Annotated in this window: 14 protein-coding genes, 4 tRNA genes and 2 pseudogenes; 5 read left to right on the plus strand and 15 right to left on the minus strand. The window is 37.3% G+C overall.

The annotated features are described in order from the left end of the window. Nucleotides 1-47: 47 nt before the first annotated feature. Nucleotides 48-689, minus strand: a complete 642-nt coding sequence (locus tag CICURV3402_RS05755; protein WP_158380209.1) for a DsbA family protein — start codon at nucleotides 687-689, stop codon at nucleotides 48-50. 38 nt (nucleotides 690-727) lie between these two features. Then, the gene (locus CICURV3402_RS05760) at nucleotides 728-1,495 is read right to left on the minus strand and encodes a UDP-2,3-diacylglucosamine diphosphatase (protein WP_158380210.1); all 768 of its coding nucleotides are present in this window, start codon (nucleotides 1,493-1,495) and stop codon (nucleotides 728-730) included. A 107-nt stretch (nucleotides 1,496-1,602) separates the two neighbouring features. On the opposite strand from CICURV3402_RS05760, the gene cysS reads away from it, so the two are divergent. The 5 genes from cysS (at nucleotide 1,603) to ssb (ending at nucleotide 8,184) form a co-directional block, all read left to right on the plus strand. Then, nucleotides 1,603-2,988, plus strand: a complete 1,386-nt coding sequence (gene cysS / locus CICURV3402_RS05765) for a cysteine--tRNA ligase (protein WP_158380211.1) — start codon at nucleotides 1,603-1,605, stop codon at nucleotides 2,986-2,988. A gap of 790 nt (nucleotides 2,989-3,778) precedes the next feature. Then, complete coding sequence (locus CICURV3402_RS05770; protein WP_158380212.1) at nucleotides 3,779-4,984, plus strand: phosphoglycerate kinase; 1,206 nt, start codon at nucleotides 3,779-3,781, stop codon at nucleotides 4,982-4,984. 62 nt (nucleotides 4,985-5,046) lie between these two features. Further along, complete coding sequence (fbaA, locus tag CICURV3402_RS05775; RefSeq protein ID WP_158380213.1) at nucleotides 5,047-6,138, plus strand: class II fructose-bisphosphate aldolase; 1,092 nt, start codon at nucleotides 5,047-5,049, stop codon at nucleotides 6,136-6,138. Next, entirely contained in the window at nucleotides 6,139-7,356 is a 1,218-nt protein-coding gene (locus tag CICURV3402_RS05780) for a multifunctional CCA addition/repair protein (protein WP_158380214.1), read from the plus strand. Between the two features lie 282 nt (nucleotides 7,357-7,638). Next, nucleotides 7,639-8,184: a single-stranded DNA-binding protein gene (gene ssb / locus CICURV3402_RS05785; protein WP_158380215.1), complete on the plus strand. Its 546-nt coding sequence runs from the start codon at nucleotides 7,639-7,641 to the stop codon at nucleotides 8,182-8,184. A gap of 496 nt (nucleotides 8,185-8,680) precedes the next feature. On the opposite strand, the gene CICURV3402_RS05790 is transcribed toward ssb, so the two are convergent. From CICURV3402_RS05790 to dsbB, 13 genes and pseudogenes are all read right to left on the minus strand, one after another. Then, nucleotides 8,681-8,766: transfer RNA gene (locus CICURV3402_RS05790), tRNA-Leu, on the minus strand. Nucleotides 8,767-8,775: 9 nt separating this feature from the next. Beyond that, a tRNA-Cys gene (locus CICURV3402_RS05795) sits at nucleotides 8,776-8,849 on the minus strand. 38 nt (nucleotides 8,850-8,887) lie between these two features. Further along, nucleotides 8,888-8,963, minus strand: a tRNA-Gly gene (locus CICURV3402_RS05800). Between the two features lie 117 nt (nucleotides 8,964-9,080). After that, a complete protein-coding gene (gene pgsA / locus CICURV3402_RS05805; RefSeq protein WP_158380216.1) occupies nucleotides 9,081-9,629 on the minus strand; it encodes a CDP-diacylglycerol--glycerol-3-phosphate 3-phosphatidyltransferase in 549 nt (182 codons plus the stop codon). A 212-nt stretch (nucleotides 9,630-9,841) separates the two neighbouring features. Continuing rightward, a pseudogene (uvrC, locus tag CICURV3402_RS05810) lies at nucleotides 9,842-11,224 on the minus strand (excinuclease ABC subunit UvrC); the annotation flags it as partial. A gap of 126 nt (nucleotides 11,225-11,350) precedes the next feature. After that, nucleotides 11,351-11,423, minus strand: a tRNA-Lys gene (locus CICURV3402_RS05815). Nucleotides 11,424-13,042: 1,619 nt separating this feature from the next. After that, nucleotides 13,043-15,052, minus strand: coding sequence for a transketolase (gene tkt / locus CICURV3402_RS05820; RefSeq protein WP_158380217.1), 2,010 nt, complete (start codon nucleotides 15,050-15,052; stop codon nucleotides 13,043-13,045). A gap of 58 nt (nucleotides 15,053-15,110) precedes the next feature. Next, nucleotides 15,111-17,012 carry a biosynthetic arginine decarboxylase gene (gene speA / locus CICURV3402_RS05825; protein ID WP_158380218.1) on the minus strand — a complete coding sequence of 634 codons (1,902 nt, stop codon included), beginning with the start codon at nucleotides 17,010-17,012 and terminating at the stop codon, nucleotides 15,111-15,113. Between the two features lie 247 nt (nucleotides 17,013-17,259). Beyond that, a pseudogene (locus CICURV3402_RS06975) lies at nucleotides 17,260-17,531 on the minus strand (NADPH-dependent 7-cyano-7-deazaguanine reductase QueF); the annotation flags it as partial. A gap of 134 nt (nucleotides 17,532-17,665) precedes the next feature. Beyond that, the gene (locus CICURV3402_RS07750; protein WP_407079086.1) at nucleotides 17,666-17,743 is read right to left on the minus strand and encodes a hypothetical protein; all 78 of its coding nucleotides are present in this window, start codon (nucleotides 17,741-17,743) and stop codon (nucleotides 17,666-17,668) included. A gap of 51 nt (nucleotides 17,744-17,794) precedes the next feature. Beyond that, nucleotides 17,795-17,962 (minus strand): hypothetical protein, encoded by a 168-nt coding sequence (locus CICURV3402_RS06980; RefSeq protein WP_235667706.1) that lies wholly within the window; start codon nucleotides 17,960-17,962, stop codon nucleotides 17,795-17,797. A 381-nt stretch (nucleotides 17,963-18,343) separates the two neighbouring features. After that, a complete protein-coding gene (locus CICURV3402_RS07395; RefSeq protein WP_320410079.1) occupies nucleotides 18,344-18,445 on the minus strand; it encodes an HU family DNA-binding protein in 102 nt (33 codons plus the stop codon). Between the two features lie 309 nt (nucleotides 18,446-18,754). Continuing rightward, nucleotides 18,755-19,294 carry a disulfide bond formation protein DsbB gene (dsbB, locus tag CICURV3402_RS05835; RefSeq protein WP_158380219.1) on the minus strand — a complete coding sequence of 180 codons (540 nt, stop codon included), beginning with the start codon at nucleotides 19,292-19,294 and terminating at the stop codon, nucleotides 18,755-18,757. Nucleotides 19,295-19,409: the final 115 nt, after the last annotated feature.

Genomic DNA, 19,409 nt, shown 5'->3' on the forward strand with positions numbered 1-19,409 from the left:
CTAAATTGAACATTTTTTATTGACGGTGGATAAAAAAACGAATCGTACTACTTTTTTAATAAAAAGCCAACGAGTTCAGCATATTCTTTGGCATAAGCTTCCTTCGAGCTGGTATCAATATTCTCATTTTTAATCATATATTTTCCTTTCACAACGACGGCAGGCACCCCTTGTAATTTTAAATTAGATACTGTCCGTTCTTGTGTATCCACTAAAGCGCTGACGGGGATACTGTTCCATGCACCATCATATTCTTCCTGAGTGACACCGGCCTGTATAAAAATTTGACGAATATCCTCTTGAGTTGACAGTGTTTGTGTTTCTTGTGCTGCTTTAAAAAATAAGGGGAGCACCTTTTTTTCGGCATTTAATTTCACCGAAACGGCCCAAGCTCGAGTTAACTCCTTCCCAAGCGGACCTAAAAATGAAACATGATATCGAGCCAACTTCACACCTTTCGGTAAATTTTTTACTAAAGTATCAGAAATATGATACTGCTGGTCAAAAACGTAACAATGGGGGCAATGAATTGAAAAAAATTCTAATACATCAGGCACATTGTTTTTATCAGGGGTATCCAAAACGATATATTGATTCCCTGCTTGAAATTGCTTATCTGTTTGAAATGGTGCTGCACAGACGCAGAATGTCATTAGAAAACTTATCAGAAACACATAAATTTTTGTCATATAATAAAAATCTCCATATCTAATAATAAAGTTAACGCTCATATTTTTCCGAAATCAGGCACCAAAAATGGAAAAAAAATGAGCTCAATCGCATCAAAGGTGACCTTTATCATGGATCCTTCATTGTGCCAAGCACTCAACACGGCACGCCACGCAATTTTTTTTGATGATAATAAAGGCGTTACGATTATCTCAATGTTGTGAATGGCAGGTCTGTGAGTATGTCCGTGTATGATCAAATCAACATCATGACAGGACATCAAATCGCGCAACGATTGCGGATCCACATCCATGATTTCTTCCACTTTTTTTTTATTTTTCTCTCCACTTTGGAGCCGCAATTTTTTCGCAATGTCAAAACGAAAAGAAAGTGGCAAGCATAGAAAAAACCTCCGAATAAAACGATGGCGGGCTATTTTACGAAAAATTTGGTACTCAGTATCTTTCGTACAAAGCGTGTCGCCGTGCAATATACCTATCTTATAGTCATAAAGTTGAATAACCTTATATTCTGGAAGCAAGATCATACCGCTTTCGTCAGCAAAATACTGACCTATCAAAAAATCGCGATTGCCGTGAATAAAATAACAGGGGATCCCTTTTTTTTTCAAAGAAAACAATTCAGCGGCCACTTCCCGGTAAAAAGGATGAGGGTCATCATCACCTATCCATGTGTCAAAAAGATCACCTAAAATATAGAGGCTTTCAGCTTGAGTGGCTTCTGTTTTCAAAAACCTGAAAAAATTTTTTGTGATTTCTGGATACTCAATGCTGAGATGAATATCACCAATAAAAAGCGTGCTCATTTTAATCCCTCAATAGAATAAAAAAGCATGATATTATGAAATATCATTCAAAAAAATGATGTAAAAATTAAAAACACCCATAAAAAATAAAAAAACGGGATCTTTGTATGTTAAAAATTTTTAATACATTCAATCGAAAAAAAGAACTATTTAAACCTATTCACCAAAATACAGTGGGTATGTATGTGTGCGGTGTCACCATATATGATCTCTGTCATATTGGGCACGCCCGCACTTTTGTCGTTTTTGATGTTGTAGCTCGTTATTTACGTTATTTGGGATACTCCCTGACTTATGTTCGTAATATCACTGATATCGATGATAAAATTATTCAAAGAGCGTCTCAGCATCATCAAAGTTGTGAAGCATTAACAGCACAGATGTTAAAAGAAATGTATCAAGATTTTGATGCACTAAACCTATTACGACCTGATTTAGAGCCGCGGGCGACGGAGAACATTACAGAAATAATTACATTGACCAAACAGTTACTGGATCAAAAATATGCTTATGTAGCTGATAATGGAGATGTCCTCTTTTCAGTCGAAAAAAATCCTGATTATGGCTTATTGTCACGTCAAAATTTAGAACAATTACAGGCAGGTGCTCGAATAGAGGTCATGGAAAGCAAACATCATCCAATGGATTTTGTTTTATGGAAACTGTCTAAACCCAATGAGCCTCATTGGCCATCGCCATGGGGAGAAGGCCGTCCAGGTTGGCATATAGAATGTTCTGCAATGAATGGCAAGGCATTAGGGCCACATTTTGATATTCATGGTGGCGGCGCAGATTTAATGTTTCCCCATCACGAAAATGAAATGGCGCAATCTGTATGTGCTCATAAAGCTCCCTATGTGAATTATTGGATGCATTCTGGCATGATCATGATCAATAAAGAAAAAATGTCAAAATCACTTAATAATTTTTACACCATTCGGGATCTATTGCAGCGTTCTGATCCAGAAACAATTCGTTATTTTTTGTTGTCTGCACATTATCGTAGCCCGATAAATTACATTCAAGCAAACCTTAAGCAAGCTCGTATTGCGCTGACACGTTTATATACCGCCTTGCGTGGCACCAATCAGAAAGCCTTTCCAGAAGGGGGGGAGTCCTTCGAGAAACGCTTTGTTTCAGCAATGAATGATGATTTCAATACACCTGAAGCCTATGCCGTATTATTCGACACTGCACGTGAAATTAATAAATTAAAAAAAGAATGTCCAAAAGCAGCGGATGGCTTGGCGGCTCAATTAAGGAAGATGGGTAAAGTCTTAGGTTTGCTACAGAGCGGCAGCCTGTTATCTCTTCTCAATCCTCAAAAAGATGACTGGAATCAAATCGCCGAAATTACCGATTTAATCGAGAAACGCAACCTGGCTCGTGCTCATAAAAACTGGGAGGAAGCAGACAATGCCAGAACTCGATTATGTGAAATAGGCGTTGTGGTTGAAGATACTGAAAATGGCACGAACTGGCGAAAAAGATAACTCGTTTTATAATGATAAAAATCATTTTGCTTGAGCAGGGGTGATGTGCCAATTTAAAGAGGTTTAATTTTTATTAAAATCTCAATCAATATGCGTCATGGCCTTGTATGAAATACAAGTGGGGTTGTTTGTGGAACATTCTGATACTAAATAATCTACCTCTGGTGGATTGAATATACGAAATACCGATAAATATCCTTTTTGCTACTATTTCAGGGAATGAGAGATCCGCTCATAATCTCCCACATGCGTCAGCTCTGATATCATTTTTTATTTTTAGGTGAAACTAAAATTCCACGTAACACTTTTCATGCTTGTTGGGCCCGTAAATACGGGCTCACTAAAACTTGGTTAAAATTAATATATTTTTTATTTAACCAATAAGCCATTTGGCGATCTTGCTCTCTACCAAATATCGAAACCTTTGTGTATCTGTTTTATCATTAAACTCTGCTTCCCAGTGAAGCATAATAAAAATTTTTATTTTGACCACCGTTTTTTAAAGTGTCATATAAAATAGAAATAACGCAGATATTTTTTATGTGTATTATGAGATCGTAAGTATGCACCTTTTCGTTCAATTTTTTACTACAGTAAAAACCTGATATCTTTACGATTTAAGAGAAATAAATTAATTATATTAAAATTAATCTATTAATAATTTTTTAAAATAAAATATCATCATGTTTAAGTGAGATATGAATGATAAAGTACCAATTCTTCAGTTTATCAAATTCACAACCCTTGCTACGGTTTTTCAAGAATTCTATTGATACAAGAGAAAATTTTCATGCCTTTTATTAAAATGTCTGATGTAGATTTGGAAGGTCAGCGCCTGCTAATCCGCTCTGACCTCAATGTTCCGCTTAAAAACGGAGAAGTGATTTCTGATGCGCGGATCCGTTCATCATTGCCCACGATTACAGCGGCACTTAAACAGGGAGCAAAAGTCATGGTGGCCTCGCATTTAGGTCGGCCAACTGAAGGGAAATACGACGCAGCTTTTTCTTTATTTCCTGTCGTCAATTACATCAAAAACTACCTCTCTTCTGAATGCCCATTTCCCATCCGTTTTGTTAAAGACTATCTTCATGGTATCGATGTAGTGCCTGGTGAATTAGTGGTTCTCGAAAATGTGCGATTTAACAAGGGGGAATTAAAAAACGATGTCCAGCTCTCTCAACAGTATGCTGCTCTGTGTGATGTCTATGTGATGGATGCCTTTGGTACCGCGCATCGTGCACAGGCATCTACAGAAGGTGTCGGTCAATACGCCCATATTTCATGCGCAGGTCCATTATTATCGAACGAACTACAGGCATTACATCAAGCGTTAAGTAATCCTGCACGACCTATGGTCGCTGTTGTAGGCGGATCTAAGGTATCAACCAAACTGCCCGCTTTGGAAGCCTTATCTAAAGTGGCAGATCAATTGATTGTTGGAGGGGGTATTTCCAATACTTTTTTAGCCGCACTTGGCCATAATATCGGTAAATCTCTTCACGAAGAAGATTTGATTCCTGAGGCCAAAAAACTCCTAGAAACATGTAAGATTCCTATCCCTACCGATGTCCGTGTGGCCACTGAATTTTCTGAAACCGCTCAGGCCACTCTCAAGCCCGTTGATCAAGTCAATTCCGATGAAAAAATTTTGGATATCGGTGATGTTTCTGCGTCACATTTAGTGAGGATTTTAAAAAACGCAAAAACCATTTTATGGAATGGTCCAGTGGGCGTGTTTGAATTTCCTAATTTTCGACAAGGTACTGAAAAATTAGCACGCGCGATTGCTGACAGCAATGCTTTTTCTATCGCTGGAGGTGGGGATACACTTGCGGCAATCGATCTCTTTTCTCTTTATGATCGCATTTCTTATATCTCTACAGGAGGCGGGGCTTTTTTAGAATTTGTTGAAGGCAAAGAATTGCCCGCAGTAACGATGTTAGAAAAGCGTTATCAGATGGAAATTAATGCTTACAATAAAAAAGAAGCATAACACTAAACTCTCTTTTTATTTTGGGTTTTCCTATTTTTATTCACTCAATTTTAGGACATAAAATGTCAACACTATTTCATGTGATAAAACCCGGTGTTACGACGGGAGATAACGTACAAAAAATCTTTTCTATCGCAAAAAAACATCAATTTGCGCTGCCTGCGGTGAACTGTGTGGGGACAGATTCCATCAACGCCGTATTAGAAGCGGCATCCAAAGCCAAAGCCCCTGTCATTATTCAATTTTCTCACGGTGGAGCCGCGTTTATTGCAGGTAAGGGCATCACTTCCTCAGAAACTCAATGGCCAGCGATACTTGGTGCAATTTCTGGCGCTTATCATGTCCATCAAATGGCAGAACATTACGGTATTCCAGTTATTTTGCACACAGATCATTGTGCAAAAAAATTGCTTCCATGGTTGGATGGATTATTAGATGCTGGAGAAAAACATTTTGACAAAACAGGCATACCTTTATTTTCATCCCATATGATCGATCTGTCGGAAGAATCTTTAAAAGACAATATCGATACTTGCATCCAATATCTCAAGCGTATGGAGAAATTAGGAATGACTCTAGAGATTGAATTGGGTTGTACTGGTGGTGAAGAAGACGGAGTTGATAATACCCATATTGATAATTCATCGCTCTACACTCAGCCAGAAGACGTGGCTTATGCTTATGAAAAATTGCATCAGATCAGCCCTCGTTTCACAATTGCCGCCGCCTTTGGTAATGTCCACGGAGTCTATAAACCTGGTAATGTTCAACTGACGCCGACAATATTGCGCGATTCTCAACAGTGTGTTTCAAAGAAATTTAGTTTACCTCCTAACAGCTTAAATTTTGTATTTCATGGGGGATCAGGATCGAGCGCTAAAGAAATTAAAGAAGCGCTCGGTTACGGCGTAATAAAAATGAATATAGATACAGACACGCAATGGGCAACCTGGGAGGGAGTGTTACAGTATTATAAAAAAAATGAGCTTTATTTGCAGCATCAGCTCGGCAACCATGAAGGGGCTGATCGACCAAATAAAAAGTATTATGATCCCAGAGTATGGATGCGCTCAGCTCAGCTCAGTATGATAGATCGTCTAAAGCAAGCATTTTCAGATCTAAATGCGGTTGACTCACTGTCATCAACATCATAAATGAATATTTATCTGGTTGGAGGTGCGGTTCGCAACAGGTTGCTAAAATTACCCGTCACGGAGCGTGATTGGGTCGTTGTCGGTGCTACGACTGAAGAAATGCTTCTTTTAGGATACAAAAAAGTGGGGAAAAATTTTCCTGTTTTTCTTCACCCAGAGACAAAAGAAGAATATGCGTTGGCTCGAACAGAGCGAAAAATGGCAGAGGGCCATACCGGTTTTGCCTGCTATGCCTCACACGACGTAACTCTGGAAGAAGATTTACTGCGCCGTGATCTGACTATCAATGCAATTGCTTGTAATGATAAAGGCGATTTAATAGATCCCTATCAAGGCGAAAAAGACCTGAATAATCTTATATTGCGACATGTTTCAGAGGCTTTTATTGAAGATCCTCTTCGGGTGTTAAGAGTGGCTCGGTTTGCCGCTCAGTTTGCTCATTTGGGTTTTAGAATTTCTTCAGTAACTTTGGATTTGATGACAAAGATATCCAAAAGTGGCGAGTTGCTGACGCTATCACCAGAAAGAGTTTGGAAAGAAACAGAAAAAGCTTTGCTTAGTCCAAGTCCCCACATTTATTTTAAAGTATTGAAGCATTGTTCAGCCATATTGGTGCTTTTCCCTGAAATAGATACACTGTGTTCCCCTTTACGCTGCCCTCTTTCACATGGATTATCGAGTCTTTCCATTGCCGCTAAGCTCACCGATAACAAGGAAGTCCGCTTTGCCGCACTTTGTCATATTTTAGGGGAAAAACTCACTGAGTATGATGTTTTAGGTACGCATGATCGCGCTGTTTTAAAACGGGTTCCTTTATATTATCTGAATAAAATAGAGCAACTCTGTGAACGCTTAAAATTACCGCATCTGTTCAGGGAACTGCTTAAACACGCACTCAAATATCGCGGTCTGGTTACGATCATAAACAGACTCTCTTTTCCACTTTTATTAAACTTTTTTGATGAAATCGATCTTTGGCGAAAACCATATCGTTTAGAACAATTGATCCTCATCAGTAAATCGGATGCAAGTACAGAAGGAGGAGTCGAAGGCAAGAATGACTATCAAGCGCAGTATATAAGAGAAGCTTTTAATATCGCGCGTTCGGTTTCAGTTAAAAAAATTCTTGCAAGCGGTTTTCGAAAAGAGGCCATACAAAAGGAGTTAACACGTCGCCGTAACCAAGCATTAGCTCAATGGCAAAAACAGAAAACATGATAACCACCACTACAAACCAATTGGTATTTTATTGGCCTGCCAAGGATTTTTAAAAATAGTTTACCTGCGATTTCTGCAAATTTAACAAGTCTTATTAACGACCATTTTCAGATACTTAATCCTCAATCTTCAGGTTAATGGTTAATTAGGTATATGTATGTACTCATATGATTTTACGCATTTGCAATGTGCTTCTCAAATTTGAGAAAAACATATTTTAAACTTTAGCAATATTAAAATTATTATTTTATACTATAGCACATATTTCATGGGGAGAATTTTATGGCGAGTAAAGGTATCAATAAGGTAATTTTAGTGGGGTATCTAGGACAAGATCCAGAGGTTCGCCGTATGCCAAGTGGGAACCCTGTTACTAACATTACTATCGCAACTTCTGAAAGTTGGAGAGATAAGAAGACAGAAGAGCAAAAAGAAAAAACAGAATGGCACAGAGTCGTGATATTCGGGAAATTAGCAGAAGTAGCTGAAAAATATTTGCGCAAAGGGTCGCAAGTTTATATTGAAGGCGCTTTACAAACTCGTAAATGGGCCGATCAAAATGGCCAAGATCGTTATACGACAGAAGTGATAGTAGGTGTCACAGGCAGCATGCAAATGCTTGGAAATCGCCAAAATACGACCATCCCTGCTTCCAATATCTCTATTAGCAATACCGCTTCGGAGTGGGAGGCACAGCAGTCGAAAATGCAAAGTGGTCATTTATTCAATAGCAATAAAACAGTAACTACAGAACGATCGACTGCTTTTTCATCACCAGTTCATTCAGTACCTTCAGTAGAAGGTTTTGATGACGATATTCCGTTCTAATAGGGTCGTTTTTTAAAACTACGGCTACGATTTTAGAGACTTTCTGGCAAGATACTTAGAAGTGCTTGCATATTTGAGGATAAAAAGACGGATGTGCCGGTTAAGCTATAAGCATTAGAAAACTAGACAAAGGTGAAGGAATTGATATCGAACAATGGCTATCAATTGAGTTAAGTGAGAAACCTGATTCGTTAAAATGGGAAAGATCATATGATTCTCCGATCTGCTATTACTATTGAACGTTTTTTTTGAAAAAAACATAAAAGGCTTTCTTTACGCTTTGATACGCTTGATTTTACCTTCCTTTCTTTCTTCGCCATGGCTTGCATTGAGCTCTTTAATTGACTTTATTAACAGTGCCATACAACCAGTACAGGATAGAGAGTATATGATTTATGTGTTGAAATCTGATATTTCATTTTATTTTGATAAAAAATGCCCATTGCATCACGAAACAGTATTTCAATAGGAGGATATTAATAATATAAATAAATAGTGGTACCCGAGGCGGGACTTGAACCCGCACAGCCATAAGCCAAGGGATTTTAAGTCCCTCGTGTCTACCGATTCCACCACCCGGGCGTGTAAATCTGGAGGCGCGTTCCGGAGTCGAACCGGACTATACGGATTTGCAGTCCGCCACATAGCCGCTTTGTTAACGCGCCGGAGTCATTTCATAAAAATGACATTCATTTATTTAATTTGGAGCGGGAAACGAGACTCGAACTCGCGACCCCGACCTTGGCAAGGTCGTGCTCTACCAACTGAGCTATTCCCGCAATAAGGTCATATTTTCTTGCTCTTTAAACTGCGTGCATTCTACTTAACTAACGTGATGAGTCAATAAAAATTATTTAATTAAGACAGCATATTGAGCTTTTTGAAGTGATTATTGATCACCACTTTAAAAATTTTTTACAAATGACATTAAAATATCGAAACATCGACCAAAAACTCAGCACGGTCGATACGTACAATAAAATCATGCTGATAATTTCAACATTGTATCCTGGAGATAAAAGTAATCCTATCAATGAAATCATTTGTATTGTTGTCTTTAGTTTGGCCAGTTTCGAAACCACAATGACACTATGCTTCCCCAATTCAGCCATCCATTCACGTAATGCAGAAACGATAATTTCACGGGATATCATCGTTGCAGCAGGTAATGTTACCCACCACACATGATAACGTTCGCTGATCAGTATTAATGCAATCGAGACGATGATTTTATCTGCCACAGGATCAAGAAAAGCCCCAAATCGAGTGGTTTGCTTCCATCGAGAAGCTAAAAATCCATCAAACCAATCTGTCGCTGCTGCTAATACAAATATCATTGCACAGGTAATAGGGGCCCATGAAAAAGGCAAATAAAACGCCACAATGAAAAAAGGAATGAAGGCAAGGCGTAATATGGTAAGCCAAGTGGGTATATTTATTTGCATAATTTAGAAATCTTTGTCAGGAATCGGTGATGAGACTGGCTTGTAAAACCTGTTACAGACTATGACTTATGAGTTCCTCGTTTTTTATAAACCAGTGGGTTTCCGTCTTTATTCTATATAGATTCGGTGGCTTTGATCTGAGAGTCTTGCTCACCATCCTTGCCACTGTTTTACAATAGGTCTAACTATCAAAAATAGTTTGCAATATTAGCTCATTGTTTCAGCGCATTATAATTTTTTTGAACCAATATTCGAGAGACATTTAGAATTTTATCGATCTCTTCAACACTGGCATTCTATAAAGGTTTTAGTCCACCCATATATTTTAATAATATTTATCTACGGCGAGGACCAACGCCATCAATCATTTCTAACATGCTGGTATTTTTTATTTTAGCGTGACGTCGTCGATGCCATATGATCGCATAGGTATGTGACTCGTCACTAATATGCTGCATTCAATGTAGTGACAATGAATCAGAAGGTAAAGCCAGCACCTTCCCTGTAACACAAAAATAATATTTCCAATCCAAGCTTACGTGCACTGCCTTTTCAACAGCAATCAGCTTTGGTTTGTCTTTGTTCCAGCACATCTTTAAGGCAGAAAACATATTGATCGCCTTTGCTAATTTCCCTTTACCATCATCAATAAAAATAATATCAGGGATTTGTTCGTCTTTTAATGATTTACTATAATGGCGCCGTAGCACCTGTGACAGGGTATAATAATCAGGGGGGGAGGCACGCACTATATTATAACGTCTATATTCTGATTTCACAGGGACATGTTCGTTAAAAACAACACAAGAACCGTTTGTTCTCCCATATGATGACTAATATCAACGCATTCCATACGTTTTATCGGTGTGAGATTCAAGGCCATTTCTAACGCTTTGAGGCTGCTGTGAAAGGTAGATTTTTGGAATAAACGGGTGCGTAAGGCACTAATAGCATTAGTAGAGGCCATTTTTAAGTAATGGGCGCGATCTCCTCTAGGACAATTTTGTATTTAAATTTTTAAACCTGCTCGTTATATTAGTAAAGCAGAAAGCGCAGTTTTTCAGATAAAAAGAAATTGAGTAAAATTTCCTTATGGAGCATTCTCATTTCACTACCTGCTAAATAAAATTGCCCAACAAAAGTTTTAACCACCTCACCCAATTTTGGGCCTCTAGGTACCTTATGAAAATAGCTGCGACTACCTAATACTTTGCCATAACGCATAAATAAAATATGGACACAAGATAATCTAGCCTCAAAAACCACTACTATGATATCGAGATCTTGACTATCTACAGAAACAAATTTCTTTTCGGTGAGGTGCCGAACGGATTGAATTGGATCACGAATGCAAGCGGCTTTTTCAAAATCCAGTGATCGACTGGCTTCTTTTATCTGAGATACCAATTTCTTTAATACTTGTTAATCTTGTACAGAGAGAAACAAACGGACATAATTCACCTGATGTTAATATTCTTCATCACTAGTTAATCCTTTAACGCACGGAGCAGAATATTGCTTAATTTGATACTGTAAAAACAGGGGCGTGAGCGATTTTTGTATACCGTGTTTTTACATTGTCGTACGAGAAAAAGTTATTTATAATACGGTTAAGACTTCTCTATACAAGAAAACATTTGTTAATTAAGGATTAAAATGAAAATATGAAATATATAGAATGGAAAATATGTTGAAAATACGTCATTAAAGGAACAATTTCATGGGTCGTGCAGGGATCGAACCTGCGACCAATTGATTAAGAGTCAACTGCTCTACCGACTGAGCTAACGACCCAACGCTATGAATTATTGTCTTTTTTCCACATACTATCAATCATTTAATCAGGATATTAAGGGATTATTTTATAATAATAATCCAATAGGTTAAATGCATATTTGCATGTGGTGATAACGAGCTTAACCATAATAAAGACTTTTCATGCTGTGAGCAAGGCCTATAAAACGCAGAATATCTAACGATAACGCACTGGCCTCGAGGTCAGTGCGCATGTGACATTTTTAAGAAAATTATTTCTATTATTCTATTATTAATCAAGATACATCAGAGGCTTTTGACGAAGCTGCATCAGCTTTTCATTGATATTATAAAGCTTTATTTTTAGATCAGCGCTAATGCTTTAGGTACCTCATCATTTTATAACTGCAACTAATTATATTTACATTGAAACACACTCATCTCCTTCATTTTATTTTCTGTAAAGTTGCATGCTTCATCAATATCTACTTTTGCAGTATTAAGCTCTAATTTTGTACTATCAAGGTCGATTTACAAGCGTTTAATTTGTTCATGTAAATCGATAGTATTTTGATCATCATTTTGATTTTCCTGATGCGTTTTAGTTAAAACGACTGAATCTAACGTTGTTGTATTATCTGAGCTTTTAATAGATCACTTTCATTCAGTAAGCTCACTCTGTAAATCTTTTTTCTCATTCTAAAATTTTATTTTTTCTTTCTGAGGCTGTGTTTTTTCTTGCGAAGATTTAATCTTCATATATTTTGATTTATGATTATCGATGAGTGAAGTATTATGACGTTACAAACTCTCTATTGATATATGGTAGCCGATAATATTAATTTTTAAGTTATTTCATTCTCCATATTTTCATCTTTTTGTTTTATAAGAGAGTTAGATAATTTAACCTCACTCACCAGTGAAGTTGGTTAAATTGCAATAATGCAATTTAAGGTGTTTAACTTCTTTTTTAATGCTAATTTTTCTGCATCTATTATTTTAGCGTCTGGTTTTCCTTTAAATATTTTTCCCTAACAAAATTATTTGATTAGCTGTCTCCAAGTTGACTTGTCTTTTATCTAGCATGATATCTAAAAAATTATTTGAGCAAATATTGCAAGTATCTGCGTTTTTTCAGATCTCTTTAATTTCTTTTGTAATATTTTTTACAATTGAATCACTGAATATATATTGTTCACAGCATGAGAAATATTCTTTATTTTGAATTCGTATTTTCCTAGTGTCGTTTATTCATAGCCAAATTAATACAATTTTTTATTGTCTGATATTTTTAATATTTGATTTTTTTGAATTATAAAAAATATTTTAAAAATATTATCTCTTTCCGATACAGACCGAGGTATGTAAAATACTCTGAATATCACAATTGTGTGTTTTTTAAAAGATGCTTTTATTTTTTGCATTTCGTTATCATTATCACGAAACACTGTAGAAGTATTTTTTCCAGATCAATGCTCATATTATTTTACCTATAAAAAGTCAGTTATATTTGATTCAATTTTGTTTTTCCTATCTCATGCACCTCGATTAAAAGGTAATATTAAAAGTACATTTTTCGTTTAGTGGCTTATGTTCATGTGATCATCTGAGGTATTAAATTAATATCTTGTTAGAAATAAAAAAATTAAGATAAATAGTTATTGTAAAAGCGCTTTCGCTTTAGTAATCACATCCTCAATCGTAAAACCAAACGCTTTAAACAAACACTCGGCGGGTGCCGATGCGCCAAAATTGGTCATGCCAATAACGTCGCCTTGCAGCCCCACATATTTGTACCAAAAATCGGCAATACCCGCTTCTATTGCCAATCGAGCAGACACTTTGATAGGTAAGATCTCATCGCGATATTTTGCAGTCTGTTGATCAAACAGATCAGTAGACGGCATAGAAACCACTCGCACTTTATGGCCCATTTCACTTAATCGTTCAGCTGCGGACATGGCTAAACTTACTTCAGATCCTGTCGCTATCAAAATTAATTCAGGCTGACCTTCAGCATCTTTTAGTATGTATCCCCCTTTTTTGATGTTTTCTAATTGTTCTTGTGTTCTTGATTGTTGTTGTAAATTTTGACGAGAAAAAATAAGCACACTAGGGCCCTCTATGCGTTGTACGCTTAATTTCCATGCGACGGCCGATTCCACCTGATCGCAAGGGCGCCATACACTTAAATTTGGTGTAACACGCAAGCTAGCCATTTGCTCTACCGGTTGATGAGTCGGTCCGTCTTCTCCCAATCCAATAGAATCATGGGTGTAAACGAAAAGACATCGAATTTTCATCAAAGCCGCCATACGAACGGCATTACGCGCATATTCAACAAACATCAGAAAAGTCGCGCCATAAGGAATAAATCCACTATGAAGGGCGATACCGTTCATAATGGCAGACATGCCAAATTCTCTTACACCGTAATGAACGTAATTTCCACTGGGATCTGTTTTGATGGATGTTGAACCAGACCAAAGGGTTAAATTACTAGGCGCTAAATCTGCAGATCCACCAATCAGTTCTGGTAAGATTTGACCAAATGCTTCCAAGGTATTTTGAGAGGCTTTACGGCTCGCAATATCCGCGGGATTAGACTGTATTTTTTCAATGAATTGATGAGATTGACACTCAAAATCATGGGGTAATTCACCCTGAATACGGCGTTTAAATTCTATAGCAAGCTCAGGATACGCTTTTACATAATCTAAAAATAATTGATTCCAGCGAACTTGTTGAGCTTGGCCTTTTTCTTTTGCATCCCAAGCCTGATACATCTCTTTGGAGATTTCAAAAGGAGGATATGGCCACCCGAGCTCTGATCGCACAGCCTGAACCTCGGATTCTCCTAAAGGCGCCCCATGAACCTCATGACTGCCGGCCTTGTTCGGAGAACCATAACCAATCGTGGTTTTACAAATCAATAATGAGGGTTTGTCTGAAACAGAACGGGCTTCTTCAATGGCAGATTGTATCGACTCAGAATGATGGCCATCTATCTTGTTAATGACATGCCAACCATAAGCCATGAAACGCTCGGCGGTATTATCCGTAAACCATCCACTTACATGACCATCAATAGAAATATCGTTATCATCGTAAAAAACGATCAATTTTCCTAATTGTAATGTACCTGATAATGAACAAACTTCATGAGAAATTCCTTCCATCATGCATCCATCTCCTACAAAAGCATAGGTGTGGTGATCTACTATCGGATATCCATTACGATTAAACTGGGCCGCCAGTGTCCGCTCTGCAATAGCCAAACCAACAGCGTTAGCAATACCTTGTCCTAACGGTCCTGTGGTGGTTTCTACGCCAAGCGTATAACCATATTCTGGGTGCCCTGGTGTTTTAGAATGTAGTTGCCTGAAGTTTTTTATTTCTTCTATTGAAAGATCGTAACCTGTGAGATGCAACAGGCTATAAAGTAACATAGAAGCATGTCCGTTCGATAAAACAAAACGATCTCTGTCACACCAATCAGGGTTCAGCGGACTATGTTTTAAATAATCACACCATAACACTTGTGCGATATCTGCCATGCCCATCGGAGCGCCAGGATGCCCTGAGCCTGCTTTTTGTACCGCATCTATACTGAGCACACGAATGGCATTAGCACATTCTTTTCTAGAGAGAGGTTGATGAAAAATCATATTTTGCTCCAGATAGTATTAAAAAGTGCTTGAATATGTGTTTTTTGCTGATCATTTTTTAGTCGTATTCAAGATAGGTATACCCGTACAAGCTTGCTTTGAATTCTTCCAAAAATGCCACCTGTAACTGAGCATTTAAATCCGTTTTTTTGATTTTTTGAGAAAAGTACGCGAGTAATGCCGTCGGATCTAATTTCACGTATTTCAACATATCAGAGACCGTATTCCCTTGATTCTCTATTTTCACTGAAATCTTTTTTTGTTCATCCAGACTTATCTCTACTACGGCTGTGTTACCAAATAAATTATGCATATTTCCAAGGATTTCTTGATAGGCGCCTACCATAAAAAATCCTAATATAGGAGGATTTTCTACATCATATGGTGGCATAGGTAAGGTGTTCGCTACACCATCACCATCCACATAATGCTCAATAATGCCATCAGAATCGCAGGTAATATCCAGAAGAACCGCTCGGCGCTCAGGGTGTTGATTTAATCCTTCTAACGGTAATATCGGAAACAATTGGTTAATGCCCCAAGCATCTGGTAAGGACTGAAATAGTGAGAAATTCACGTACAATTTATCCGCCATGCGCTCCTGTAAATTATCAATCATAGTCCTGTGTGCACGATCAGTCGGATCGAGCTCTTTTTGAATGTGATGGCAAATCTGAAGATACAGTTGTTCTGCCCAAGCGCGTTGCTTTAAATCCAATATGCCATGTGTATATTGCGTATGCACATCCTGTAAATCCCTTTGACTGTCATGTAAACATTCTCTTAATGAGAGTCTATGATCTGATTTTTGCATGTCTTGCCAGGTACACCATAAACTTTGTAACGCACGGGGCGAGTGTTTTTCAGGAGCTTGAGGAGGGCCAAACTCATTACGTTCAACGCCGATCACATTTGATATCAATACGGTATGATGCGCTGTGAGCGCTCGACCAGATTCACTGATGATGGTAGGATGAGGTAAATGGTTTTCATTACAGATTTCTCCAATCCCCCAGATCACATTATTGGCATATTCTTTCAGCCCATAATTCACCGAGCAATCAGATTGCGATCGGGTGCCTTCATAATCTACGCCTAATCCACCACCTACATCAAAACAACTGATTTTGACACCTAATTTGTGTAATTCAACATAAAATCGAGCCGATTCTCGTACACCGGTGGCAATATCATGAATATTAGATAACTGAGAACCCAGATGAAAATGCAAAAGCTGTAAGCTAGATAAACAGTCAGCAGATTGTAATATCCCCACCAACTCTAATACCTGCGTCGCTGATAAACCAAATTTAGATTTTTCTCCGCCACTGGACTGCCATTTTCCTGAACCTTCTGAAGCCAAACGGGTGCGTACACCGAGACGGGGGACGACGTTGAAGCGCTTTGCTTCCTCTAATACCATTTTAATTTCGGATATTTTTTCGATAACGAGATACACCTTATAACCAAGTTTTTCTCCCATTAGTGCCAAACGAATATATTCTCTATCTTTATAGCCGTTACAGACAATTAGGGAGCGCGTACCACCTGCATAAGCTAGTACAGCGACCATTTCTGCTTTAGATCCCGCCTCTAAACCTAAAGATTCCCCCGATTTCAATAAAGATTCAATAACACGCCGGTGCTGGTTTACCTTAATCGGATAAACCAAACAATAATCTCCTTGATACCCGAAAGAATCACGCGCGCTTTTGAAAGCCTTATTAATGGCATGCAAACGGTGCTGTAAAATTTGCGGAAAAAAAAATAAAGCAGGTAACGGTTGGGGTTTCTTTCCTTCTTTTTCTTTCAAAAGTTCTGCAATATCAATAAAATACTGAGATACCTCAGGATTGGGGCGAACACAGATGTGGCCTAAATTATTAATATAAAAATAATCATTTCCCCAATAGGCAACGTTATAAGCTCTACGAATTTTTTCGGCATGACGATCATTCATATGAATTTCCTACAGGAGAGTGACAGAAGATGCCAGAGCACTAAAATTTTCTGTGCAATACAATTGCTCGGCAGAAGAAAAAAGAAATAAATAAAAGAGGCGCATTTTGAGCTTGTTTTTAGGAAACAACAAGCAGTTAAGAGTAAGAGGCCTCGAAAAGGCCTGCATGAGCATGATCATAAAAAGCCAATACAGAAAAGCCGCAGTCGGTAATTGATTTTGAAAAAATCTATTGCCTGCTTGATCTTCATAGATTAGAGCTAGATTCGTCATCACTCCTAAACAAATTAATATCTAATCCACCTCTACGGGTATATTTCGCAAAAACGGTTAACTTTTTCGGACGATAATATTTTTTATATCCAAGAATATTCTTTCTACGCACTGATCGTGGAATTCATGATTCTGTCGAAATGACATGATATATCTGAGTAATTTTTCTCTATCTATTTTATTGACTTTATATTTGATAAAAACACTACCCCAATCGGGTTGATAAGTGACCAGGAAATTAAATTTTCAAAACTGTGACATCCACGTTATTTTTCATGGCCTTAAAATACAGTTACTGAAACTGCTCACACAGCGGCGGTGGAGAAGTCTTTTGACAAAACAAATTGAAGTACTTCTAAGGAATCAAAATGAAATTAGTTTCAACTATTGAGATACAGTTTTAATGATTTTGATTCAATTAAATTTTTTGATTGGGCCGGTACCTTAAATTCAGCCATACCAACCAACGGTTTTCCTTTTTGATATAACTAGGACAGCTCGAAGGCATTTCATAAATCAAATCGATGAAATGGAACATTGTTGTCGATTAGCCCTATTTCTCTGCCTAATGTTATGGGGATAGGTGCTAATGAGGTGCTAATCAGGAAGACGTATAGATGTATATAGCCCAATTTTTGGCCAATATGATTTGAATAAATATCTTCATTTTCATGCATTTTTGCGTCCTGAAAAATTAAGGGCGTGACGGGGGAACTTATAAAAATTTTACATCATCAATGATGATGAGCGAATTGGGGCGTGGTTTTTCGATAAACGAGTTACATCAGTTTTTTCAGTGTAGACATTAAAAAACCTCTCCCTTAAAAAAACGAGGACGATATTAATATAGTGAGATACAGGTAGTGGTGTCATTTAATAAAAATTTTGTGTTTTTTTTGACTGGTTCTGCTAATTTTGTTTTAGCTCCACATTCTCTAATACTTTACGTGCGGCTTTTAAGGATTTTCCAAATCTAAAAAAATGGACAGGACATTCAGTAATGTTCGATTGTTTTACCAGTTTTAGGGTTACGCATATTACGATGTTTGACCCTAAAGCTACGCAAAACCCATGAGTTGCACTGACTCGTGTTTTTCCAAAGATGCAGTGATTCGATCTAAGATGATATCTAAAGCCGCCGTGGCTTTAGTTTTGGTTATATAAGCATTTTATGCTATTTCATCAATCAGTTAAGTTTTATTCATAAATTAATCCCGATCTCTTTTTATCACTTGTATAATATCAAATTATGATGGATATGCCAGTTACAATCGCACTTTTCGTACCGTAAGCCATTTTTTCAGGCACGGATGTAGAACAGATAGAAGTACCTGTCAAGTCTCAATTACAACAAAGAAAAAATTGAATTTAGTTTCGGAGAGTAATACAAAATATGACATTCTCGAACTCTAATAACACAGCATAAAATAAAGCATAAATATACATTTATTCCAATGATTTTAAAGTAATTAATTTTTATTCATTACTGAATAGATAAGTCTTCTTGGTTTTACAAATTGACTAATAAAAATGATGCTCCCTATGAACAGATAAATAGAAAAAATACCGATCAGCCATTGTGCCATGTCAAGTGACATCAACTGCCATTGTTGGCTAGCGCAATAACTATAAGGCGCAAATAAAAAAGGCAACCATTTATCTAAATAAAGCCATGAAGGAAAATCTATCATTAAAACACAAGAATCAAAAAAACTGGGGGTAGATTGAATTTTAACCTGTTCCAAAGCGAACTGAAGACCTTTCACGGAACTGTATATCCATAGCAATATACCAATATGCCGTAACAAAGATTTAGGATAAATAGCAGCAAGTAACGATGCTCCGATCAGCCCCAAAAAAGCGCATCGCTGATAAATACATAAGACACAAGGGGGGATCAGAAGAATATGTTGAAAATAAAGTGCTATCAGTAAAAAGCAAAAACCAGTCAAAGCAATAAAAAACCAAATATAACGTCTTGCAGAATAACATTTAAGTAATTGCAACATATTTTTATATTTCCATCATATCTATATTTCTTTTCCATGTGTAAAATGATCTCAGGTGATCATAAATAAAAAGGTAAAAGATATTTATAAAGCAACTTAAAATGTTCACAAACAG

The organism is Candidatus Williamhamiltonella defendens (assembly GCF_900699045.1).
Taxonomy (GTDB): Bacteria; Pseudomonadota; Gammaproteobacteria; order Enterobacterales; family Enterobacteriaceae; genus Hamiltonella; species Hamiltonella defensa_A.

Bases quoted from the DNA above. Each gene is read 5' to 3' on its own strand.
- CICURV3402_RS05755 (WP_158380209.1), bottom strand. From the start codon at position 689: ATGACAAAAATTTATGTGTTTCTGATAAGTTTTCTAATGACATTCTGC.
- CICURV3402_RS05760 (WP_158380210.1), bottom strand. From the start codon at position 1,495: ATGAGCACGCTTTTTATTGGTGATATTCATCTCAGCATTGAGTATCCA.
- cysS (WP_158380211.1), top strand. From the start codon at position 1,603: ATGTTAAAAATTTTTAATACATTCAATCGAAAAAAAGAACTATTTAAA.
- CICURV3402_RS05770 (WP_158380212.1), top strand. From the start codon at position 3,779: ATGCCTTTTATTAAAATGTCTGATGTAGATTTGGAAGGTCAGCGCCTG.
- fbaA (WP_158380213.1), top strand. From the start codon at position 5,047: ATGTCAACACTATTTCATGTGATAAAACCCGGTGTTACGACGGGAGAT.
- CICURV3402_RS05780 (WP_158380214.1), top strand. From the start codon at position 6,139: ATGAATATTTATCTGGTTGGAGGTGCGGTTCGCAACAGGTTGCTAAAA.
- ssb (WP_158380215.1), top strand. From the start codon at position 7,639: ATGGCGAGTAAAGGTATCAATAAGGTAATTTTAGTGGGGTATCTAGGA.
- pgsA (WP_158380216.1), bottom strand. From the start codon at position 9,629: ATGCAAATAAATATACCCACTTGGCTTACCATATTACGCCTTGCCTTC.
- tkt (WP_158380217.1), bottom strand. From the start codon at position 15,052: ATGATTTTTCATCAACCTCTCTCTAGAAAAGAATGTGCTAATGCCATT.
- speA (WP_158380218.1), bottom strand. From the start codon at position 17,012: ATGAATGATCGTCATGCCGAAAAAATTCGTAGAGCTTATAACGTTGCC.
- CICURV3402_RS07750 (WP_407079086.1), bottom strand. From the start codon at position 17,743: ATGGCTGAATTTAAGGTACCGGCCCAATCAAAAAATTTAATTGAATCA.
- CICURV3402_RS06980 (WP_235667706.1), bottom strand. From the start codon at position 17,962: ATGCATGAAAATGAAGATATTTATTCAAATCATATTGGCCAAAAATTG.
- dsbB (WP_158380219.1), bottom strand. From the start codon at position 19,294: ATGTTGCAATTACTTAAATGTTATTCTGCAAGACGTTATATTTGGTTT.